The sequence below is a fragment of the Pseudomonas petroselini genome, assembly GCF_045037875.1.
GTDB classification, from domain to species: Bacteria; Pseudomonadota; Gammaproteobacteria; order Pseudomonadales; family Pseudomonadaceae; genus Aquipseudomonas; species Aquipseudomonas petroselini.
Genome location: NZ_CP173614.1, coordinates 1,350,615 through 1,370,550 on the forward strand (window position 1 = coordinate 1,350,615; position 19,936 = coordinate 1,370,550).

Annotated in this window: 16 protein-coding genes; 1 reads left to right on the forward strand and 15 read right to left on the reverse strand. The window is 62.3% G+C overall.

From position 1 onward, the window contains the following. Positions 1–81 precede the first annotated feature (81 nt). The 11 genes from ureC to urtA all read right to left on the reverse strand — a co-directional run bounded on the left by ureC (position 82) and on the right by urtA (position 10,025). Entirely contained in the window at positions 82–1,782 is a 1,701-nt protein-coding gene (gene ureC, locus ACI512_RS06235) for an urease subunit alpha (protein ID WP_405121700.1), read from the reverse strand. 65 nt (positions 1,783–1,847) lie between these two features. Further along, positions 1,848–2,153, reverse strand: a complete 306-nt coding sequence (locus tag ACI512_RS06240; protein ID WP_012721964.1) for an urease subunit beta — start codon at positions 2,151–2,153, stop codon at positions 1,848–1,850. Then, complete coding sequence (locus ACI512_RS06245) at positions 2,150–2,683, reverse strand: GNAT family N-acetyltransferase (protein WP_405121702.1); 534 nt, start codon at positions 2,681–2,683, stop codon at positions 2,150–2,152. Before ACI512_RS06245 ends, ACI512_RS06240 begins: the two co-directional genes overlap by 4 nt. A 5-nt stretch (positions 2,684–2,688) precedes the next feature. After that, complete coding sequence (locus ACI512_RS06250) at positions 2,689–3,201, reverse strand: GNAT family N-acetyltransferase (RefSeq protein ID WP_093542793.1); 513 nt, start codon at positions 3,199–3,201, stop codon at positions 2,689–2,691. Between the two features lie 9 nt (positions 3,202–3,210). Continuing rightward, complete coding sequence (locus tag ACI512_RS06255; protein ID WP_010213535.1) at positions 3,211–3,513, reverse strand: urease subunit gamma; 303 nt, start codon at positions 3,511–3,513, stop codon at positions 3,211–3,213. 145 nt (positions 3,514–3,658) lie between these two features. Beyond that, positions 3,659–4,498 carry an urease accessory protein UreD gene (locus tag ACI512_RS06260; protein WP_064053956.1) on the reverse strand — a complete coding sequence of 280 codons (840 nt, stop codon included), beginning with the start codon at positions 4,496–4,498 and terminating at the stop codon, positions 3,659–3,661. 30 nt (positions 4,499–4,528) lie between these two features. Further along, positions 4,529–5,227, reverse strand: a complete 699-nt coding sequence (gene urtE / locus ACI512_RS06265; RefSeq protein WP_064053955.1) for an urea ABC transporter ATP-binding subunit UrtE — start codon at positions 5,225–5,227, stop codon at positions 4,529–4,531. A 50-nt stretch (positions 5,228–5,277) separates the two neighbouring features. Then, positions 5,278–6,111 carry an urea ABC transporter ATP-binding protein UrtD gene (gene urtD, locus ACI512_RS06270; RefSeq protein ID WP_405121703.1) on the reverse strand — a complete coding sequence of 278 codons (834 nt, stop codon included), beginning with the start codon at positions 6,109–6,111 and terminating at the stop codon, positions 5,278–5,280. After that, the gene (gene urtC, locus ACI512_RS06275) at positions 6,108–7,175 is read right to left on the reverse strand and encodes an urea ABC transporter permease subunit UrtC (RefSeq protein WP_012721970.1); all 1,068 of its coding nucleotides are present in this window, start codon (positions 7,173–7,175) and stop codon (positions 6,108–6,110) included. The genes urtD and urtC overlap by 4 nt, the downstream gene beginning before the upstream one ends. Next, a complete protein-coding gene (urtB, locus tag ACI512_RS06280; protein WP_064053954.1) occupies positions 7,175–8,677 on the reverse strand; it encodes an urea ABC transporter permease subunit UrtB in 1,503 nt (500 codons plus the stop codon). The genes urtC and urtB overlap by 1 nt, the downstream gene beginning before the upstream one ends. An 82-nt stretch (positions 8,678–8,759) precedes the next feature. Continuing rightward, complete coding sequence (gene urtA, locus ACI512_RS06285) at positions 8,760–10,025, reverse strand: urea ABC transporter substrate-binding protein (RefSeq protein ID WP_012721972.1); 1,266 nt, start codon at positions 10,023–10,025, stop codon at positions 8,760–8,762. 268 nt (positions 10,026–10,293) lie between these two features. Here urtA and ACI512_RS06290 point away from each other — a divergent pair, with 268 nt between their 5' ends. Then, on the forward strand, positions 10,294–14,904 hold the full coding sequence (locus ACI512_RS06290; protein WP_405121704.1) for a DUF4329 domain-containing protein: 4,611 nt from the start codon (positions 10,294–10,296) through the stop codon (positions 14,902–14,904). A gap of 17 nt (positions 14,905–14,921) precedes the next feature. Here the strand turns inward: ACI512_RS06290 and ACI512_RS06295 are convergent, their stop codons facing one another. Genes ACI512_RS06295 through ACI512_RS06310 form a run of 4 tightly spaced genes read right to left on the reverse strand, consistent with a single transcriptional unit; the run spans position 14,922 to position 19,807 of the window. Continuing rightward, complete coding sequence (locus ACI512_RS06295) at positions 14,922–15,932, reverse strand: iron ABC transporter permease (RefSeq protein WP_093542787.1); 1,011 nt, start codon at positions 15,930–15,932, stop codon at positions 14,922–14,924. Continuing rightward, positions 15,929–16,876 (reverse strand): ABC transporter substrate-binding protein, encoded by a 948-nt coding sequence (locus ACI512_RS06300; protein ID WP_012721975.1) that lies wholly within the window; start codon positions 16,874–16,876, stop codon positions 15,929–15,931. Before ACI512_RS06300 ends, ACI512_RS06295 begins: the two co-directional genes overlap by 4 nt. Continuing rightward, positions 16,873–17,655, reverse strand: a complete 783-nt coding sequence (locus ACI512_RS06305; RefSeq protein WP_405121706.1) for an ABC transporter ATP-binding protein — start codon at positions 17,653–17,655, stop codon at positions 16,873–16,875. The genes ACI512_RS06300 and ACI512_RS06305 overlap by 4 nt, the downstream gene beginning before the upstream one ends. 43 nt (positions 17,656–17,698) lie before the next feature. Next, on the reverse strand, positions 17,699–19,807 hold the full coding sequence (locus ACI512_RS06310) for a TonB-dependent receptor (RefSeq protein ID WP_405121707.1): 2,109 nt from the start codon (positions 19,805–19,807) through the stop codon (positions 17,699–17,701). Positions 19,808–19,936: the final 129 nt, after the last annotated feature.

Below are 19,936 nucleotides of genomic sequence, written 5' to 3' on the forward strand. Positions count from 1 at the left end.
AAGGTATCGGCCATGACCTTGTCTTCGGCTACATCCCCGGCGGGCTCATCAGCCACACGTTGTACCCGCGACTGACCGACGTCAGAACAGAAAATAACGTTGGGCCATGGGTAACATCTCCGCTGGCTCGCACCACAGCAACACGCCGTCGGCCTTGACCTGATAGGTCTGTGGGTCCACCTCGATATCCGGCAGGTAGTCATTGTGGATCAAGTCGGCTTTCTGCACGTTCCGGCAGCCCTTGACCACGGCAATCTGCTTCTTCAAGCCCAGGGCGTCGGGCAATCCGGCGTCCAAGGCCGCCTGGCTGATAAAAGTCAGGCTGGTCGCGTGCAGCGAGCTGCCGAAGCTGGCGAACATCGGGCGGTAGTGCACCGGTTGCGGGGTGGGGATCGAGGCGTTGGCGTCGCCCATCAGGCTGGAGGCAATCGCGCCGCCCTTGAGAATCAGGGTCGGCTTGATGCCGAAGAACGCTGGGCGCCAAAGCACCAGATCGGCCCATTTGCCCACTTCGATCGAACCGACAATATGGCTGATGCCATGGGTGATCGCCGGGTTGATGGTGTACTTGGCGATGTAGCGTTTGGCGCGGAAGTTGTCGTTGCCGGGACCGTCGCCGGGCAAGGCGCCGCGTTGTTTTTTCATCTTGTCGGCGGTCTGCCAGGTGCGCGTGATCACCTCGCCGACGCGGCCCATGGCCTGGCTGTCGGAGCTGATCATCGAGAACGCACCGAGGTCATGCAGGATGTCTTCGGCGGCGATGGTTTCGCGGCGGATGCGGCTTTCGGCGAAGGCCACGTCTTCTGCAATGCTTGGGTCCAGGTGATGGCAGACCATCAGCATGTCGAGGTGTTCGTCGATGGTGTTGCGGGTGAACGGCCGGGTCGGGTTGGTCGAGCTGGGCAGCACGTTGGAGAAGCCACACGCCTTGATGATGTCCGGTGCGTGACCGCCACCGGCGCCTTCGGTGTGATAGGTGTGGATGGTGCGGCCCTTGAGCGCGGCCAGCGTGGTTTCGACGAAGCCGGATTCGTTGAGGGTGTCGCTGTGGATCGCCACCTGCACGTCGTAGTCATCGGCCACGCTCAGGCAGTTATCGATACTGGCCGGGGTGGTGCCCCAGTCCTCATGCAGCTTCAAGCCGATGGCGCCGGCCTTGACCTGCTCGATCAATGGCTCGGGCAAACTGGCGTTGCCCTTGCCGGTGAAACCGATGTTCATCGGGAACGAATCGCTGGCCTGGAGCATGCGCGCCAGGTGCCAAGGGCCCGAGGTGCAGGTGGTGGCGTTGGTACCGGTGGCAGGTCCCGTGCCACCGCCGATCATGGTGGTGACGCCGCTGGTCAGCGCTTCTTCGATCTGCTGTGGGCAGATGAAGTGCACGTGGGAGTCGATGCCGCCTGCGGTGAGGATCATGCCTTCGCCGGCAATCACTTCGGTGCTGGCGCCGATGGCCATGGTCACGCCGGGCTGGATGTCCGGGTTGCCGGCTTTGCCGATCGCGTGAATGCGGCCGTTTTTCAGGCCGACGTCGGCCTTGACGATGCCCCAGTGGTCGATGATCAGCGCGTTGGTGATCAGCGTGTCGACCACTTCATGGGCGAGCAACTGGCTCTGGCCCTGGCCATCGCGGATCACTTTTCCGCCGCCGAATTTCACCTCCTCACCATAGACGGTGAAGTCTTTTTCGACCTCGACGAACAACTCAGTGTCGGCCAGGCGGACCTTGTCACCGACGGTGGGGCCGTACATGTCGGCGTAGGCTTGGCGGCTGATTTTCATGTGATTGCCCTGAAGATATGTGTTGAATATGAAATCGCTATCGGGGGCATGCCCCCGATGAGGCCCTAAAGATCGCCCATGATCCGCCCGGCAAACCCGAATACCCGTCGCCCGCCGCTCAAATCCACCAACTCGATTTCTCGACTCTGCCCCGGCTCAAACCGCACCGCCGTGCCCGCCGGAATATTCAGGCGCATGCCACGGCTGGCGGCGCGGTCGAAGGTCAGCGCGTCATTGGTCTCGAAAAAATGGTAATGCGAGCCCACCTGGATCGGCCGGTCGCCGCTGTTGGCCACACTGAGGGTGACGGTGCGGCGGCCGACGTTGAGTTCGATATCGCCAGGCTGAATCTGATATTCACCAGGAATCATGCAGGTTGCCCCAGGGTCTTGAAGTAGATGGCGGTCGGGCTGTAGCGCCCGTCCGGGCTTTGGCAGTAGTCGGGCAGCTCACCGATCTTGGTGTAGCGCAGCGACTGGTAGAAGGCTTCGGCCGGCGAGCCGGCTTCGGTGTCCAGGTACAGCAAGCCGCGCTTGTGCTGGCGCGCGGCAAGTTCCAGGGTGTTCATCAACTGTTGGCCCAGGCCATGCCGGCGCGCGCTGCTGTGCACCAGCAGCTTTTGCACCTCGGCGCGGTTCAGGCCATTGGCCTTCTGGCACAGCGCCAACTGCACGCTGGCGATCACCTGCTCGTCGCGTACCACGACCCATAGCAGCAGGCTGGCGTCTTCGATGCTCACTTGTACGCCGCTCAGATAAGCGCGCGCTTGAGCCTCATCAAAGTCAGCCATGAAGCCGACCGAAGCACCATGCTTCACCGCGTCCAGCAACAGCTCGATCAAACCCAGTCGGTAGTGGGCAAAACTTTCTGCATTGACTCGACGCAGGTGCGCGGCATTCATCGATCTCACTCCTTGGGCGGTTCCGCGCCCGGATTCAAAGCCAGTTGCATAAAGGTCAGGTCCAGCCAGCGACCAAACTTGATACCCACTCGGGGCATCTGCCCGGTGGTGATGAAGCCTTGGCGCTCATGCAGGCGGATCGAGGCCTGGTTGCCGCTTTCGATGGCGGCGACCATCACGTGTTTACCGCAGGCGCGGGCGCGTTCGATCAGGGCTTGCATCAGCAGTGGGCCGAGGCCTTTGCCGCGTTGGTCGTTGCGCACGTACACCGAGTGTTCGACGCTGTAGCGGAAGCCCTCGAAGGGGCGCCAGTCGCCGAAGGAGGCGTAGCCGGTGACTTCCGCGTTTTCGACGCTGACCAGGATCGGATAACCCTGGGCATGCCGTGCGCTGAACCACGCCTGGCGGTTGCCCAGGTCCACCGGTTGTTCGTTCCAGATCGCTGTGGTGTTCAGCACCGCGTCGTTGTAGATATCGCGGATCGCCGGCAAATCGTTTTGGGTCGCGTCACGAATCATGGCCGTGCCTCAGGCGATGGGTTGGTGGACGGTGACCAGCTTGGTGCCGTCGGGGAAAGTGGCTTCCACCTGGATATCCGGGATCATCTCCGGGATGCCTTCCATCACCTGTTCGCGGCTGAGCAGGGTGGTGCCGAAGTGCATCAGGTCGGCCACGGTGCGGCCGTCGCGCGCGCCTTCCATCAAGGCGGCGGAGATGTAGGCGATGGTTTCCGGGTAGTTGAGCTTCACGCCGCGTGCCAGGCGCCGTTCGGCCACTAGGCCGGCGGTGAAGATCAGCAGTTTGTCTTTTTCCCGTGGGGTCAGGTCCATGGTTCAGTCCGTCGTGAAATACATTCGTAAATACAATGGAGATCAAGTGTGGGAGGGGGCTTGCCCCCGATAGGGCAGTGTCAGGCAATACATCTGTCACTGACCCACCGCTATCGGGAGCAAGCCCCCTCCCACATATTGATCTTCATGTGCTCCAGATTCGTGGTGCGACCGCCTCTCGCCCAAACATGACGGGGCGTAACAATTTCCATAAATCAATCAACCATCCCCGCGCCAGCAACGCTTCGCTGGCCAGGCAGCGGGCGACCAGCAAGCCGGGCAGTTGGGTCAGGTCGCCGCGCACGGCGTGGGGCAGGGCGCGGCAGTGTTCGAGTAATTCGGGCTCTATATCGCCGGTCACCAGCAGCGTGGCGAACACTGGTTGGCCGTCCAGGCCGATGGGCGAGTCGAGCAGGCCGTCGGCGCCCACAATGCGCTGGCGCTCGTGCCAGAGCAACTGGCCGTCGCGGCGGATATCCAGGTGCGATTGGAAGTGGCCGAGGTCGAAACGCTCATTGCTGGCCGGGCGCCCCAGGGCGACCACATCCCAGTAGAACAGCCGCGCATCGCCTTGCAGTTCGATACGCGTGGTGAGTTCGGCCTGGGCGGCACTGAAGACGATGGTTTCCTGGGGCAGCCACTCCAGCGTGGCGCCGGCTTCCACGCAGAGGTCCAGTTGCTGATACGCCGGGCCGCCGGCGCGGTACCACTTGGCCGCGCCAGGGCTGGTCAATTGCGCCCAGGCGCCGGCGCCGACATGGGCGCTGATATCCAGGCGATCACCGCCGGCAATCCCGCCAGGCGGGTGCACGATGATGTGCTGGCACACCTCGGGGCCTTCGGCGTACAGGTGCTTCTGCACCCGCAGCGGGCCGAGGTGGCGGCGCATTACCGGGCGCGTGGTGTCGCCGAAACGCGCGTAGCCGAGTTCCAGCTCGGCGTGCCAGCTGGGGGTGAACAGGGCAGGGGAAACGGGCAGGTTCATGGCGTGTGCTTATCGTCAGGAGGCTACAGATTAGATGGTTACGAGACCACGTACACCCTCACGTTCCATATTTTCACCTCGGCCTTGCTGGACGATTTCACCCCGGGACATCACCAGGTACTGGTCGGCCAGTTCGGCGGCAAAGTCGTAGAACTGCTCGACCAGCAGGATCGCCATATCGCCGCGCTCGGCGAGTTTCTTGATCACTGCGCCGATCTCCTTGATCACCGACGGCTGGATGCCTTCGGTGGGCTCATCGAGGATCAACAGGCGCGGGCGGCTGGCCAGGGCGCGGCCAATCGCCAATTGCTGCTGCTGACCACCGGACAGATCGCCGCCGCGCCGGTGCTTCATTTGCAGCAGCACCGGGAACAGCTCGTAGATAAACGCCGGCACTTCCTTGGCTTCGGCGCCTGGGAAACGCGAGAGCCCCATCAACAGGTTTTCTTCCACCGTCAGCCGCCCAAAAATCTCTCGGCCTTGAGGCACGTAGGCAATCCCCGCGTGCACACGCTGGTGCGGCTTGAACCCGGTAATGGCTTTGCCTTCCCAGTTCACCGCACCTTCTTTGGCCGGCAACAAACCCATCAAGCACTTGAGCAGCGTGGTCTTGCCCACGCCGTTACGGCCGAGCAGGCAGGTGACCTCGCCGACTTTCACATCAAAGGACAGCCCGCGCAGGATGTGGCTACCGCCGTAGTACTGGTGCAGCGTGTCGACTTGCAGCATATTCAAAACCTCCACGATTCCCTTGTGGGCGCCAGCGCCCACATAAAGCCTCAACGACCGAGGTAAACCTCGATCACCCGCTCATTTTCCTGCACCTGTTCCAGCGACCCTTCGGCCAGCACACTGCCCTGGTGCAACACCGTGACGTGGTCGGCAATCGAACCGACAAAGCCCATGTCGTGTTCCACCACCATCAACGAATGCTTGCCCGCCAGGCGCTTGAACAGTTCGGCGGTGAACTCGGTTTCAGCGTCAGTCATGCCCGCCACCGGTTCGTCCAGCAGCAACAGTTGCGGGTCCTGCATCAGCAGCATGCCGATCTCCAGGAACTGCTTCTGGCCGTGAGACAGCAGGCCCGCCTGGCGATGCGCCGAGGCCGTCAGGCGGATGGTGTCGAGCACTTCCTCGATACGGTCTTTCTGCTCGCCGCTCAAGCGCGCGCACAGGCTGGCCCACACCGATTTGTCGGTCTTCTGCGCCAGCTCCAGGTTTTCGAACACGCTCAACGCTTCGAATACCGTGGGTTTCTGGAACTTGCGGCCGATGCCGGCCTGGGCGATCTGCACTTCGCTCATGCCGGTCAGGTCGAGGTTTTCACCAAACCAGGCGGTACCGTGGCTGGGGCGGGTCTTGCCGGTGATCACGTCCATCAGCGTGGTCTTGCCCGCGCCGTTGGGGCCGATGATGCAGCGCAATTCCCCGACGCCAATGTAGAGGTTCAAGTCGTTGAGGGCCTTGAAACCGTCGAAGCTGACGCTGATGTCTTCCAGCGTCAGGATGGTGCCGTGGCGGGTGTTGAGGCCCTTGCCGGCGGCCTGGCCAAGGCCGATGGCATCGCGGCCGCTGCCCGCATCAAAAACAGGTTCGAGCATGACGTTCCTCATTTCTTCAGCAAGCCGATGACGCCCTTGGGCAGGTACAGGGTGACGATGATGAACAGCGCCCCGAGGAAAAACAGCCAGTATTCCGGGAAGGCCACGGTAAACCAGCTCTTCATGCCGTTCACCACACCGGCGCCGAGCAATGGGCCGATCAGCGTTCCGCGCCCGCCCAATGCCACCCACACGGCGGCTTCGATGGAGTTGGTCGGCGACATTTCGCTGGGGTTGATAATGCCCACTTGCGGCACATACAACGCGCCCGCCAAACCGCACAGCACGGCGCTCAACACCCAGACGAACAGCTTGAAGCCACGGGGGTCGTAGCCGCAGAACATCAGACGGTTTTCGGCATCGCGCAACGCGGTCAGCACCCGGCCGAACTTGCTCTGTGCCAGCCGCCAGCCGAGGAACAAACTCGCCACCAGCAGCGCGACGGTGGCCACAAACAACACGGCCCGCGTGCCTGGCTCGGTAATGCCAAACCCCAGGATGCTGCGGAAATTGGTGAAGCCGTTGTTCCCGCCAAACCCGGTCTCGTTGCGGAAAAACAGCAGCATCCCGGCGAAGGTCAGGGCCTGGGTCATGATCGAGAAATACACGCCCTTGATCCGCGAGCGAAAGGCGAAGAAACCGAACACCAGCGCCAGCAAGCCCGGCGCCAGCACCACCAGGCACATCGCCCAGAGGAAGTGCTCGGTGCCGACCCAATACCAGGGCAACTCGGTCCAGGACAGGAAGGTCATGAACGCCGGCAACTCATCGCCGGACGCCTGGCGCATCAAGTACATGCCCATCGCATAACCGCCCAGGGCAAAGAACAATCCGTGGCCGAGGGACAACATCCCGGCATAGCCCCACACCAGGTCCAGCGCCAGGGCGACGATGGCGTAGCAGAGGATCTTGCCCACCAGCGTGAGGGTGTAGGCCGAGACATGCAACGCGTTGTCCGCCGGCAGCAGTGACAGCAAAGGCAGCGCCAGCAGCACGACAAGCATCAGCACGCCGACGGCAATCGTCACCTTGGGACCGGCCTTTTGCGCGGCCGTAAGCATCAATGGCTGGTTCATCAGTCGATCACCCGTCCTTTCAGTGCGAAGAGTCCTTGCGGGCGTTTCTGGATAAACAGAATGATCAGCGCGAGGATCAGGATCTTGCCGAGCACGGCGCCGATCTGTGGCTCCAGAATCTTGTTGGCGATGCCCAGCCCGAAGGCGGCCATGACGCTACCGGCCAACTGGCCGACACCGCCGAGCACCACCACCAGGAACGAGTCGATGATGTAGCTCTGGCCCAGGTCCGGGCCGACGTTGCCGATCTGGCTCAGTGCTACGCCGCCTAAACCAGCGATACCGGAGCCGAGGCCGAAGGCGAGCATGTCCACGCGGCCGGTGGGCACGCCGCAGCAGGCGGCCATGTTGCGGTTCTGGGTAACCGCGCGCACGTTGAGGCCCAGGCGGGTCTTGTTCAGCAGCAGCCAGGTCAGCACCACCACGCACAGCGCGAAGGCGATGATCACGATACGGTTGTAGGGCAGCACGAGGTTGGGCAGCACTTGAATGCCGCCGGACAGCCAGGCGGGGTTGGACACTTCGACGTTCTGCGCACCGAACACCAGGCGCACCAGCTGGATCAGCATCAGGCTGATGCCCCAGGTGGCCAGCAGGGTTTCCAGCGGCCGGCCGTAGAGGTGGCGAATCACCGTGCGTTCCAGGGCCATGCCGATGGCGGCGGTGACAAAAAACGCCACCGGCAGTGCGATCAGCGGGTAGAACTCGATGGCGGCCGGCACATAACGCTGCATCAGCATCTGCACCACATAGGTGGAGTACGCGCCGAGCATCAGCATCTCGCCGTGGGCCATGTTGATCACGCCGAGCAGGCCGAAGGTGATCGCCAGACCGAGGGCCGCCAGCAACAGGATCGACCCCAGGGACATGCCGCTGAAGGCCTGGCCGAGGATCTCGCCGAGCATCAATTTGCGTTTGACCTGGGCCAGGCTGGTCTCGGCGGCGGTGTGCACGGCGGTATCGGTTTCGACGCCGGGCGCAAGCAAGGCTTCAAGACGCGTGCGGGCCAGTGGGTCGCCGGTGCTGCCGAGCAAGCGCACGGCGGCCAGGCGCACCACCGGGTCGCTGTCAACCAGTTGCAGATTGGCCAGGGCCAGGCTGAGTGCGGTGTGCACGTCTTCATTCGTTTCAGCGGCGACGCGCTGGTCGAGGAATTTCAACTGCGCAGGTTGTGCGCTTTTTTGCAGGGTTTGCGCAGCGGCCAGGCGCACCTTCGGGTCGGCCGCAAGCAGTTGTTGGCTGGCCTGCACGTTGTCGATCAAGCCGCGCAGGCGGTTGTTCAGGCGCACGGTCTTGGTTTCGCCGTTGAGCGTGAGCTGGCCTTGTTGCAGGGCATCCACCAACTCGATGCGTGCCGGGTCGGGCTGGGCGGCCCAGTCCTGGAGGAGTTTGGCTTGTTGGCTGGGGTTGGCGGAAAGGAAGTCTTCGGCGTCGCTGGCGTGTGCGGCCAGGGGCAGCAACAGCAGCAAGGCCAGGAAATAGCGGTAGAGGGCAGTGGGCATAAACAAATGTCCTGATCATGCGCGGACAAGCTTTAGATAGGAGGGGGCAAGCCCCCTCCACACTTTTATCGGCGCGTGGGGCTTAGTTGCTCTTGACGGCGTAGTCCGGCTTCTTGTCATTGCCTGGGATGTACGGGCTCCACGGTTGCGCGCGGATCGGCTCCTGGGTCTGCCACACCACCGAGAACTGTCCATCCGCCTGGATCTCACCGATCATCACCGGCTTGTGCAGGTGATGGTTGGTCTTGTCCATGGTCAGGGTGAAGCCCGACGGCGCAGCGAAGGTCTGGCCGGCCAGCGCTTCACGCACTTTGTCGACATCGGTGGACTTGGCTTTTTCGGCGGCCTGGGCCCACATGTGGATACCGACGTAGGTGGCTTCCATCGGGTCGTTGGTCACGGCTTTATCCGCGCCCGGCAGGTTGTGCTTCTTGGCGTAGGCTTTCCAGTCGGCGACGAATTTGGTGTTCACCGGGTTCTCCACCGACTGGAAGTAGTTCCAGGCCGCGAGGTTGCCCACCAGTGGCTTGGTATCGATGCCACGCAGTTCCTCTTCACCCACCGAGAACGCCACTACCGGCACGTCGGTAGCCTTCAAGCCCTGGTTGGCCAGTTCTTTATAGAACGGCACGTTGGAGTCGCCGTTCACGGTGGAAATCACCGCAGTCTTGCCGCCGGCGGAGAACTTCTTGATGTTGGCAACGATGGTCTGGTAATCGGCATGGCCGAATGGGGTGTAGACCTCTTCGATATCTTTGTCCGCCACGCCTTTGGAATGCAGGAACGCACGCAGGATCTTGTTGGTGGTGCGCGGGTACACGTAGTCGGTGCCGAGCAGGAAGAAGCGTTTGGCGCTGCCGCCTTCTTCGCTCATCAGGTACTCCACTGCGGGAATCGCCTGCTGGTTCGGCGCCGCACCGGTATAGAACACGTTCGGCGACATCTCTTCGCCTTCGTACTGCACGGGGTAGAACAGCAGGCCGTTGAGCTCCTCGAACACCGGCAGCACCGATTTACGTGACACCGAGGTCCAGCAGCCGAACACGACGGCGACTTTGTCCTGGGTCAGCAATTGCCGGCCTTTCTCGGCGAACAGGGGCCAGTTGGACGCGGGGTCCACCACCACCGGCTCAAGCATCTTGCCGTTCACCCCGCCCTTGGCATTGATCTCGTCGATGGTCATCAACGCCATGTCTTTAAGCGACGTTTCGGAGATTGCCATGGTCCCGGACAGCGAATGCAGGATGCCGACCTTGATGGTCTCGGCGGCTTGCACGGTCCAGGTCAGGCCCATGGCGACAATGGAGGCGGACAGGGTGAAAGCCTTGATCAGACTGCGACGCTTCATGGTGCGATCTCCAGAAACTCAATGTTTTTATGAGGGTAGAAACAGCTGCTGAGCAAGCGATTGCAAAGGCTGTGCCGAGAGGGCTAGGGCGTGTCGCCACGAGGCGGGATGGCTCCGCCATGCACAGGCGTGCACCAGGTTGGCGCCGGATTGATGCGTGAGTGCAGCCGCAGCCCCGAAACAGGGCGAGGTAGCTATGCAACGCAATGGGTGGGTGGGCATGGGCCAGGATGGCCCGTACTTTTATCCCTATTGCCAGTGAATGCCCATGGAAAATACTCCGGTAAATCCGCCCGCCTCCCGTGCGGAACTTCCCCCTCTGAGCCCGCCCTTTGTCACGGCTGATGATGCCGCCCGCTGGGCACATGAGCGCATTGCTCGCCACAGCCGTGACCGCGAGTACGGTGGGGCGATTTTCAAACGCGGTGGTCGGTTCTACGCCACCGAGCCGGTGCCGGATCAACACGTCATGTTCGATCACGCCTTGATATTACCCACCGATAAGAATGGCGATTTCGTGCTGCCCGAAGGCTATACGGGCGAGGCCTACTACCACTCCCATCCGCTGGACCCCGACGAGGTCGCGCGGCAGAACCCTGGGATGACAGGCTCACAGGTGGTGATTTTCCAGAGCCTTTTTTCCATTCCCGACATGAGGTTTATCGTCGAACACCGAAAGACGGCGCGCGCGCATTACCTGTCTGGGCCGAACGGCAGTTTGCTCAAGTATGTGAGCAGTGACTCGACCCAGGAGCAGACCCTTTACCTGCAATGGACCGGCAAACTGCCGATTGAACAGTCCAGTGTTTTCGAAAATCTGATCTGGCTGCTCGCCGAGGCGGGAGAGTTGCGCGTGATCGAGCCCATTGCCGAGTGGGGGGGTGTGCGTGGCAAGGTCACGCGGGCCTGGAAAGTCGGCAAGCCGGTCGCGCTGCCAGGCACCGTTCGGGAGCAACCCGCCTTCACTCAGGTGTTTGGCCGTGCTGAACTGGCTGTTCTGAGTGCCCTGGCGAATGCGCCGACAGCAGTGCCCGCTCGCACAATGGGGGTTGTGCTCAAGCACACCCAGAGTGACGGTTATGTCGCCACCTATCCGCAGGCAACGGGTCAGCCGCTGTTCGCGCTCGATGGCCTGTTCCCCAAGCGCCCGGACGGCAAGCCGAGGTTTCCTTCGCAATGGCGGCTCGAGGCGATCTATTACACCTCCAGGCCGGATGAAACCGCGTTTCCCAAAAGAGAGCCTTGGTTATACGCGCACTTTTTCACGCCTGCGGAAATGGTCGCGGCCATCATCCAATCGCGCCTGACCGCGGGTATTCAAGACAAAGCCCGCGGCCTTGCGCTGTACATGAAGGCTGAGGACGGTGCTCTGTTGCGGTTCAAACTGCCGGGTGGTGCTGAACACACCCGCCTGGCGCTGGTGCAAAGTGATGGTGTGCTCAACGACAACGGCGCTCAGGCAGGGCTCCTGGCGGGAACCCTGACGCCGCGTGAGTACGTGCGTCGGGTGCTGGGCGCCGGTGACCTGTCGGTGGTGCAGCCCGGCGAACTGTGGCGCTATGAAGGTCGCGTGGATGACCGTTCGACGCTGTTGACCTCATTTTATGAGGTGGCGCTCAGTCGATCCTTTTTGTCGGACGTCGACGCGGCGGCGCATGCCCACGAGCAGATCGGCTATCCACGCGATCGCTATTACGGCGGCTATGTGCTCAAGGGAGAGGACGGCCGATTTGTCATTACCGAACCGCTTGAAAGCGACGCAAACCCCTTCGACAAACCGTTGTTTTTCCCGGCAGGGGGCAAGGGTCCTTTGATCCCGCCGGAGCTCTATCAGTTACACGGTCGTTATGGTTCTCATCCGGCCTTGTCCATGGTTGACCCGGCCTGGGTCGAGCAGCGTGGTTGGACGCGGGATGATGCAATGATCAACATGCAGGCGTTTGCCGATGATGAAATCCGTGAGGTCATCCGGCAAAAGCGCGTGGCGTTCCTGTCGGGCTCTCAGGGGTGTTTACTGTCTTACACCCCGAACTCGTCGTCCCACGAACAGGTGCTCCTGGCGAACGTGGCGCCACAGGCTGGCGGCAGCCGAATCCGCCAGCACCTGAGCAGCGGCCTCATCACGCCCACTCAGTGGGTCACCCGCCTGGCCGAGGCGGGTGATTTCAAGGTCATTGAAGGCAATGCGTTGTGGGGGCCACGCTCGGTGGTCTACAGCGACTGGACACCCAATTTCAGCTACGCCCCCAGGTCGGGTGCGCCGGATTACGCCACGTTCGGGGCGCTCTTTGGCAGTGCCGATGAGGCTGCCCGCAACCTGCATGCCCGGGTTCATGGCCGTAGTCTTGCCCATCAATCCTGTTTTAGCTTCATTCTCAGGCACCCGAAAAGCGACGAGTTCGTCGCCTCGCAGGTGGTTGGCGTGAGTGCCCGCTACGCGCTTTTCAACCTCAACAGTGTCTTTGCCTCCTCCGAAAAGCCCGGCGACTTCCGCTTTCCCGAGGGGTTTGTGTTACATGCACTCTTTCGTTCCCAACAATGGCAGCCCACAGGCCTGGGGGCCGCTGACTCATGGCTTGCCCGCTATTTTGTGCAGCCTGGCGATCTGTACGCCGCACTTTATGACGCCAAGCGTCGGGGGGAGAAATACAACGCCGGGCAGTACCTGCCGATTTATTTCTCGACCGACGAAGGCGCATTGCTGCGGTATGTGTCATTGCCGTTTCAGTTGGGCGGTGGGGGGCCGCTGGAGCGAAACTTCGAGGACACCATTGCGCAATTGAACTCCGGTGCAAAGACACCCGTGGAGTTCGTCAGGGAGACGGCCAAGCGGGGTCAGCTGACGGTCCTGCGGACCAGCCAGTATTGGGACAAGGAAGGTCTGGTTGACCCGGATTGGAACGGTTACTCGTCCATGACACGTCGCCGCCTTGGCCCCACCTTTGCGAGTGCCGATGATGCTGCGCGCCATGCGCAGGCGTTGGTGGGCACGGTTCGGCAGCGGGCTTACGGTGGGGTGGTATTACGCCTCGCCAATGGCGCGTTTACCGCAACCGACCCGCTGGCAGTGCCTCCCCAAGGGTTTGCCCGGAACTGGATTTACCCGGACGAAGCCATTTCGCAGGGGTTGTATCCAGGCGGCGCTTCTATCGTCGCGCGCTATCGCTCGCGGTTGGACGTGGAGGTGGAGCTTTTGTTGGCCGCAGCACAAAAAGCCGTTTACAAAAGCATGCTGCCCAGCGCGGTGTTGGCGTATCTGTTGCTGCATGAAACGCAGGTCAAGCGCGAATACCTGTTCGGCCCGGATGGCTCGATTCTCAGCTATCAGCGCACGGACTCCGCCGAAGAGGCCGCTCTTAGAAGTCGCCTGGCTCCGCTGAATGCGGTCAGGGGCGATTACACCGACAATCTTGTCGAACAGCAAATACGCCAGGGGACGCTGCTGCCTACGGAGTTCGTGACCGAGGTCGCCAAGGCCGGTGACCTGCGGGTGATCAGTGGCAGCGTGCTGTGGGGGCCGGCGAGGTTACTGGTAGACACGTTCGTCTTGAATGTTGAGCAACCGCCGGCGCGGGAGATCCGCCAGGCATTGGCCGACCCACCGTGCAGCCCGTTGTATACCCGGGCCATCGATGCGGTACGCGCCCTGCAGTTGGGGTCGACCACGCCAGCGCAACTGACCTTTGGCTACGTGCTCAAATCAGCCAAAAAGCAGCGCTATATGGCGACTGCGCCCTTGGCCCGTGAGAGCTTCGTCAAGCTTGAGCAAGTATGGGTTGCTGGCCAGTTACCGCAAGGCTACGTGTGGGATGGCCTGTATTTGCAGGCGCCGACCGTCCAGGCGTCCAGTCTTGAGGGTGAAATGGCCAAGCACTTTTTTTGGCCGCAGGAGGTGGTCAACGCACTCAGCGCTGCAAAACGCTTTGGCAATGGCCGGGTGCTGACGCTGTACTTGATGTGCGCCGACGGTGCGCTGCTGCAGTATGACTTTGAGCGCAGTGCGTTGTTGTTCGAGATGCTCAACCAGGCGCCGCGACTTCGCGCGAGCCTGCTCGATGGTTCGCTGAAGATGCAGGATTATGTCCGCAGTCTTGCGGTACGGGGGGACATGCAGGTTTGGGTGCGCAGCCCGATATGGGCCAGTGTCGGGAAGGTGGGGCTGGACTGGTCACCTAAAGTCGTGACGGGCCACTCGGGCAGCGGGCCGTACGCTCATCTGTTTTGCGATGCGTTGTATTTCTATGCCGATGACGCCGCCCGCTCCGCGCAAAAGCGTGTGGGGCGCTTCAATGGCATCGAGTACCTGGGGGCGGTTCTGGTGCCGCCGGATGAGTCCGGCTTTGTGGCACTGGAGCCAGTGGAGGATCGGTCGCTGCCGTTTCCGGGGAGCCTGGCGCGTTTGTTTCGTCTCGCCGGCTTTGGACTCAACCTGACGAATGCCTACGCCCTGTACTTTTACAACATCGCCGCGATCCAGGCGTTTTATAAAGTCATCCCTTCAACCACCAGCCTGGAGGCGAAGGACCTGCGTTTGCTCAAGCGCTTCGCGTCGCTGGATGACTGGCGGCGTTATGTGTCGATTGTAAAAACCAACCTACCGGTGGCCGAGAGCTGCTACCTGGTCTGTCGCGAGGGCGCATTACTCAAGTATGTCCCTGGCCATACGCAGGAGGAGAGTGCGCTGCTCGGCCCTGGCCTGGCCCCTGATCCCAGTGTGCTGGTGGAGCGAATGAGGCGTGTGGGTAACCTGTCGGTATTGGAAACCGATGACTTCTGGACCCGCCGTGGCGTGTTGGGGCCTGACTGGCCCCACAACGGTGTGCAATCGCTGCCGGATACCGATGACATGCTGTATGGCCGCGACAAGGATGAACTGTGACGCGTGACCGGTATGACTCAACGCTTGCGCATCAAGCCAATGAAGAACAGCCCGCCAATCGCTGCCGTGGCGACGCCGATCGGTAGATCCTCGGGGGCGATCAGGGTGCGTGCGGCCACATCCACCCACACCAGGAACAGGCTGCCCAGCAGTGCGCACACCGGCAATAAGCGCCGGTGCTCGGCGCCCACCAGGCGGCGGGCAATGTGCGGCACCATCAGCCCGACAAAACCGATGGAGCCGCTGATGGACACCAATACGCCGGTCATCAATGAGGCAATCAGGAAGACGTTCAGGCGGACGGTGCGTGCGTTCAGGCCAAGGGTCACGGCCGTCTGTTCACCGGCCATCAGCGCGTTCAGCGGGCGGGCCATGCCGAGCAGCAGCACCAGCCCGAGCAGCACGCTCGCGGCGGGGATGGCCAACAACTCCCAGCGCGCCAGGCCCAGCCCGCCGAGCATCCAGAACATCACCGCCGACGCGGCGCGATGATCGCCCATGAACAGCAAGAGATTGGCGGCGGCCATCATCACAAACGACACCGCCACGCCGCACAGCAGCAGGCGATCACTCTCCAGCCGACCGTTGCGACTGGCCACCGCCAGCACCACCAGCATGCTCGCGAGTGCACCGACAAACGCGGCGATGGGCAGGGTCAGCAGGCCGATGACTTCACCCACATGCAACACCACGATCACGGCGCCCAACGTGGCGCCGGAAGTGACACCGAGCAGGTGCGGGTCGGCCAGCGGGTTGCGCGTGACCGCCTGCAACACCGCGCCGATCAAGGCCAACCCCGCGCCGACCAAGACACCCAGCAATAGGCGCGGCACGCGGATCAGCCACACGATAGGTTCCTGCCCGGCCGACCAGGTTGCCTCGCCGATGCCAAAGGTCTTGTACAGCAGGATTCGCCCCACCACCTCCACCGGCACCCGCGCCGGGCCGAAGCCCAGCGAGATCACGCAAGAAACCAGCAACACTGTGCCAAGGGCGACGAGCAGCAGGGCGTAGCGACGCGTGATCATTCGCCGTGGAACCCCTTGGCCAGGGTTTCAACGGCCAGCACGTTGTCGATGCCCGGCGTGGCCTGCACGTAAGGGATGACGATAAAGCGCTGGTTCCTGATCGCGTCCACGGCTTGCAAGGCCGGGTTGTTCAGCAGGAATTGCTGTTTCTGTTCGGCGGTGATTTCGCTGTAGTCGACGATCACGATCACTTGCGGGTTGCGCTCCACCACGGTCTCCCAGTTGATGCGGGTCCAGCTGGCGTCGACGTCATCGAGGATGTTGCGCCCGCCGGCTGCTTCGATCAGCGCCTGGGGCATGCCCAGACGGCCGGACGTCATGGCGCGGTCTTCACCGCTGTCGTAAAGGAACACCCGAGGCTTATCGGCCGGCAGGTCCTTTTGCACGTCGGCGACCTGTGCCTGCATCTGCGCGATCAAGGCAGTGGCGCGGTCCTGCACATCGAAGATTTTGCCCAGGTTGCGCAGGTCGTTATAGGTGTCGTCCAGGGTGGCGGCCGGGCGCTTCATCACAAAGGCGCACGACTCGGTCAACTCATACACGTTGATGCCCAGCGGTTGCAGGGTGTTCGGCGTCAGGTCGCCGCCCACTCGCATGCCGTAGTCCCAACCGGCGAAGAAAAAGTCCACGTTGGCATTGAGCAGGGTTTCCACCGATGGGTACTTGCTCGCCAGCTCCGGCAAGCCATCGAGCAGGTGCGCCATTTCCGGCGTCACCGACTTCCAGCCGGAGACCCCGCTGTAACCGGCCATGTGCGACTTGAGGCCCAGGGCAAGCATCATCTGGGTCATGTTGATGTCGTGGCTGACCGCGTGTTTCGGGGCCTCCTGGAAGGTCACGTCACGGTTGCAGCTCTTGATGGTGACGGGGTAGTGGGTCGCTTCGGCGAACGCCTCGGCGGCACTGAACAGCAAGGTAACGGCAAGCAGAGCGCGCAGGATCATGGTTGGGTTATCCAGGTGATTCGGGGGTAGCCGGACAAGGGGTGGGTGTCGATCAGTGCTTCGACGCCAAACACGTCGCGCAGCAAGGCGGCGGTGAGCACCTGATGCGGGGTGCCGCTGGCGACGATGCGCCCGTGGTTGATCACGTACAGGCGATCACAGAATGCAGCCGCCAGGTTGAGGTCGTGGATGCTGGCCAGAGTGCCGATGTTCAGGCGTTTGACCAATCGCAGCAGCTCCAGCTGATAGCGCGGGTCGAGGTGGTTGGTGGGCTCGTCGAGGATCAGCAGTTGCGGTTGCTGGGCCAACGCGCGAGCCAGAATGACGCGTTGTTTTTCACCGCCGGAGAGGGTGGCGAACGCGTGGTCCTCAAAGCCCTGCATGCCGACCGATTCCAGCGTCTGCTGAATCATCTTCTGGTCGTGCAGCGTGTCGCCATCGAACAGGCCCTTGTGGGGCGTGCGGCCCATGGCGACCACCTCATCCACCCGCAGGCCGAAGGCATCGGGGAATTCCTGCAAGACCACCGCGATGCGCTGCGCACACCATTTGGCGCTCTGCTTCCACACGTTCTGGTGCGCAAGCCATACGTCACCCTGCGCCGGCTTGCTGAACCGATAGGCGCAGCGCAACAGGCTGGTCTTGCCGCTGCCATTGGGCCCGATCAGCCCGACAAACTCCCCTGCGCCGACCTGCAGGCTGGCCTCACGCAGGTGGAACTGGTGATGGCAGTGGCCGGCAGGTGACCAGTTGAGGCCGGTGAGGGTGAGTGACGTCATCAATGCTCTCAAGTCCACCACAGTGGAACGGTGTTTTGGTCATTTAGAAGGTGTAGTCCGCTGTGACGAAGAGGGCGCGCGGCTCACCGAGGATCCATTGTTGGCCGTCGTTGTACTGGCTGACGGCGTAGGTGCGGTCGAACAGGTTGTTCAGCTGCAGGCCCAGGGTGGTGTTGCGCATAGCGTTCCACGACACGCTGGCGTCGACCACGGTGTAGCTCGGCAGCTCGTTCTGGTTGGCCATGTCGGCGTAACGCGCGTCGACATAACGCACGCCGGCACCCGCGCGGATGTCCTCGGTCACGGCCTTGCTCAGCCACAGGTTGGCGGTGCGGCGCGGTACGTCCACCGGGCGGTTGCCGTCGCGGGACACTTGCACGCCGCCGACGTCCTGTTTGAAGTCGTCGTACTGCGCATGGACGATGGCCGCGTTGGCTTGCAGTTGCCAGGCGTGTGGCAGTTGCAGGTCGAGGCTGGCTTCCAGGCCACGTGATGATTGTTGGCCGACTTGCTGCTTGAGGTCCGGGTCGCCCGGCACGTCGGTGAGCAGTTTCTTCTTGACGATGTGATACGCCGCCAACGTCCATTCGCCGCGCTGGTCCCAGAAGGCCTGCTTGATGCCGACCTCGGTCTGCTTGGCGGTGGACAGGTCGAACTGCTGCTGGCCTGGGCTCAGGGAAATCAGGCCGCCAACACCGTCGGTGCTGGTGGCGTACTGCCCGTATACCGAGGTATCGGGCGTGATCGCGTAGATCAGGCCGGCCTTCCAGTTGTTGCCGGTGAGGGTTTTGTCGCTCTGGCTGCCGTCGCGCAGATCATCGCGGTCCACATGGGCGTAGTCACGACGGATGCCGGTGATCAGCGACAGTGAGTCGGTGAGTTGCAAACGGTTTTCCGCGAAGCCGGCGACGGTTTTAGTGGTGGTGGCGAACAGTGGCTTGAACGCGTTCTGGCTGTCGAACGCGGCAGGTGCCGGGTGATTGATATCGATAGGCTGACCACTCGCCAGCACGTCGTTGAACGGCGAGTTACTGGCCAGGCGGAAGCGGATGCGGTTGTATTCCACACCGGCCACGGTCTGGCTGTCGAGGCCGAACAGCGTGTGTTTGAAGGTGAAGGTCTGACGGTCGCCCACCTGTTCCTGATTGTGCTTGATGCCGAAATTACCGCTGCGAGTGAGCTGGCCGTTGGTGAAGTTGTAGTTCTCGGCGTTCTGCCAGCGGCGCTGGTTTTTCAGGTAAAACAATTCGTTGGTGGCGCTGACGCTGTCGTTGATCTGCCACTCGCTGGTCAGGCGCGTCCACTGGTCGTTGTAGTGCTGGGTGTCGTTGCTGACGTTGTAGTTTTTGTCGCGCAGACCCTTGTGCAACTCGCCGTTGATCAGTGGCGTGCCGAAGTAGTTTTGCGGACGCTGGTCGCCGTAGTCGCTGGCCAGGGTGAAGCTCAAGTTGTCCGCCGCCTGCCAGCGCAGGGCGCCACTGACGAAGTCGCTGCTGGCGTCGCCACGGTCGATGAAACCATTGCTGCGCAGGCGATTGAGGTTCAGGCGATAGCTCAGGGTGTCGGTCAGCGAACCGCCGCTGTCCAGAGCTTGTTGCTGGCGGTCGTAAGAGCCATAGCCCAGGCGGAGGTGGTTTTCGATCTCGCCTTCAAACGGCTTTTTCGGCACGGTATTGATCACCGCACCCGTAGCGCCTTCGCCGTACAGCACCGAGGCCGGGCCGCGCAGCACATCAACGCGTTCCACCGACCAGGTGTCTACCGGGAAGGTCGACGTGCCCATGCCCATGTACATGCGGTTGCCGTCGTACAACTGCATCACCGAGCCCTGGCCTGTGAAACCACGGGCTGACAACGACGTGCCGCCATCGCCCGGCGTGCCGGTACGGCTGATACCGGTGGCGCGGGAGATTGCGTCCTGCACACTGGCATCGCCGCGTGCGCGGATCTGTGCGCCGGTCTGGCTCTCGACACTGCCGGGGGTTTGCAAGGCCGTGAGATTCAAGCGCGAACCGGCGGTGGTCGGGGTGTTGAGGTCAACGTGTTCGTGGTCCACGGCGGTGGCGGTGACAGGGCTGGCGGGCAAGGTCAGGGCCTGGGCGCTGTTATGCAGGGCGAGCAGGCACAGGCTGGACGCGAGGTACTTGTTCATCGGTCGATCGGTCTTCTTGGAGGGGTACTCGCCGCAGGGCGCGGCGAGCAACGATAACGCAGAAAGTGTTATAAGTTAACACTTATTCGCTGCGGGACAAAAGTCCGCGCAAGGCTACAGAAGGGCTCT

Coding starts and splice junctions, on each gene's coding strand:
- ureC (WP_405121700.1), bottom strand. CDS start 1,782: ATGAAAATCAGCCGCCAAGCCTACGCCGACATGTACGGCCCCACCGTC.
- ACI512_RS06240 (WP_012721964.1), bottom strand. CDS start 2,153: ATGATTCCTGGTGAATATCAGATTCAGCCTGGCGATATCGAACTCAAC.
- ACI512_RS06245 (WP_405121702.1), bottom strand. CDS start 2,683: ATGAATGCCGCGCACCTGCGTCGAGTCAATGCAGAAAGTTTTGCCCAC.
- ACI512_RS06250 (WP_093542793.1), bottom strand. CDS start 3,201: ATGATTCGTGACGCGACCCAAAACGATTTGCCGGCGATCCGCGATATC.
- ACI512_RS06255 (WP_010213535.1), bottom strand. CDS start 3,513: ATGGACCTGACCCCACGGGAAAAAGACAAACTGCTGATCTTCACCGCC.
- ACI512_RS06260 (WP_064053956.1), bottom strand. CDS start 4,498: ATGAACCTGCCCGTTTCCCCTGCCCTGTTCACCCCCAGCTGGCACGCC.
- urtE (WP_064053955.1), bottom strand. CDS start 5,227: ATGCTGCAAGTCGACACGCTGCACCAGTACTACGGCGGTAGCCACATC.
- urtD (WP_405121703.1), bottom strand. CDS start 6,111: ATGAGGAACGTCATGCTCGAACCTGTTTTTGATGCGGGCAGCGGCCGC.
- urtC (WP_012721970.1), bottom strand. CDS start 7,175: ATGAACCAGCCATTGATGCTTACGGCCGCGCAAAAGGCCGGTCCCAAG.
- urtB (WP_064053954.1), bottom strand. CDS start 8,677: ATGCCCACTGCCCTCTACCGCTATTTCCTGGCCTTGCTGCTGTTGCTG.
- urtA (WP_012721972.1), bottom strand. CDS start 10,025: ATGAAGCGTCGCAGTCTGATCAAGGCTTTCACCCTGTCCGCCTCCATT.
- ACI512_RS06290 (WP_405121704.1), top strand. CDS start 10,294: ATGGAAAATACTCCGGTAAATCCGCCCGCCTCCCGTGCGGAACTTCCC.
- ACI512_RS06295 (WP_093542787.1), bottom strand. CDS start 15,932: ATGATCACGCGTCGCTACGCCCTGCTGCTCGTCGCCCTTGGCACAGTG.
- ACI512_RS06300 (WP_012721975.1), bottom strand. CDS start 16,876: ATGATCCTGCGCGCTCTGCTTGCCGTTACCTTGCTGTTCAGTGCCGCC.
- ACI512_RS06305 (WP_405121706.1), bottom strand. CDS start 17,655: ATGACGTCACTCACCCTCACCGGCCTCAACTGGTCACCTGCCGGCCAC.
- ACI512_RS06310 (WP_405121707.1), bottom strand. CDS start 19,807: ATGAACAAGTACCTCGCGTCCAGCCTGTGCCTGCTCGCCCTGCATAAC.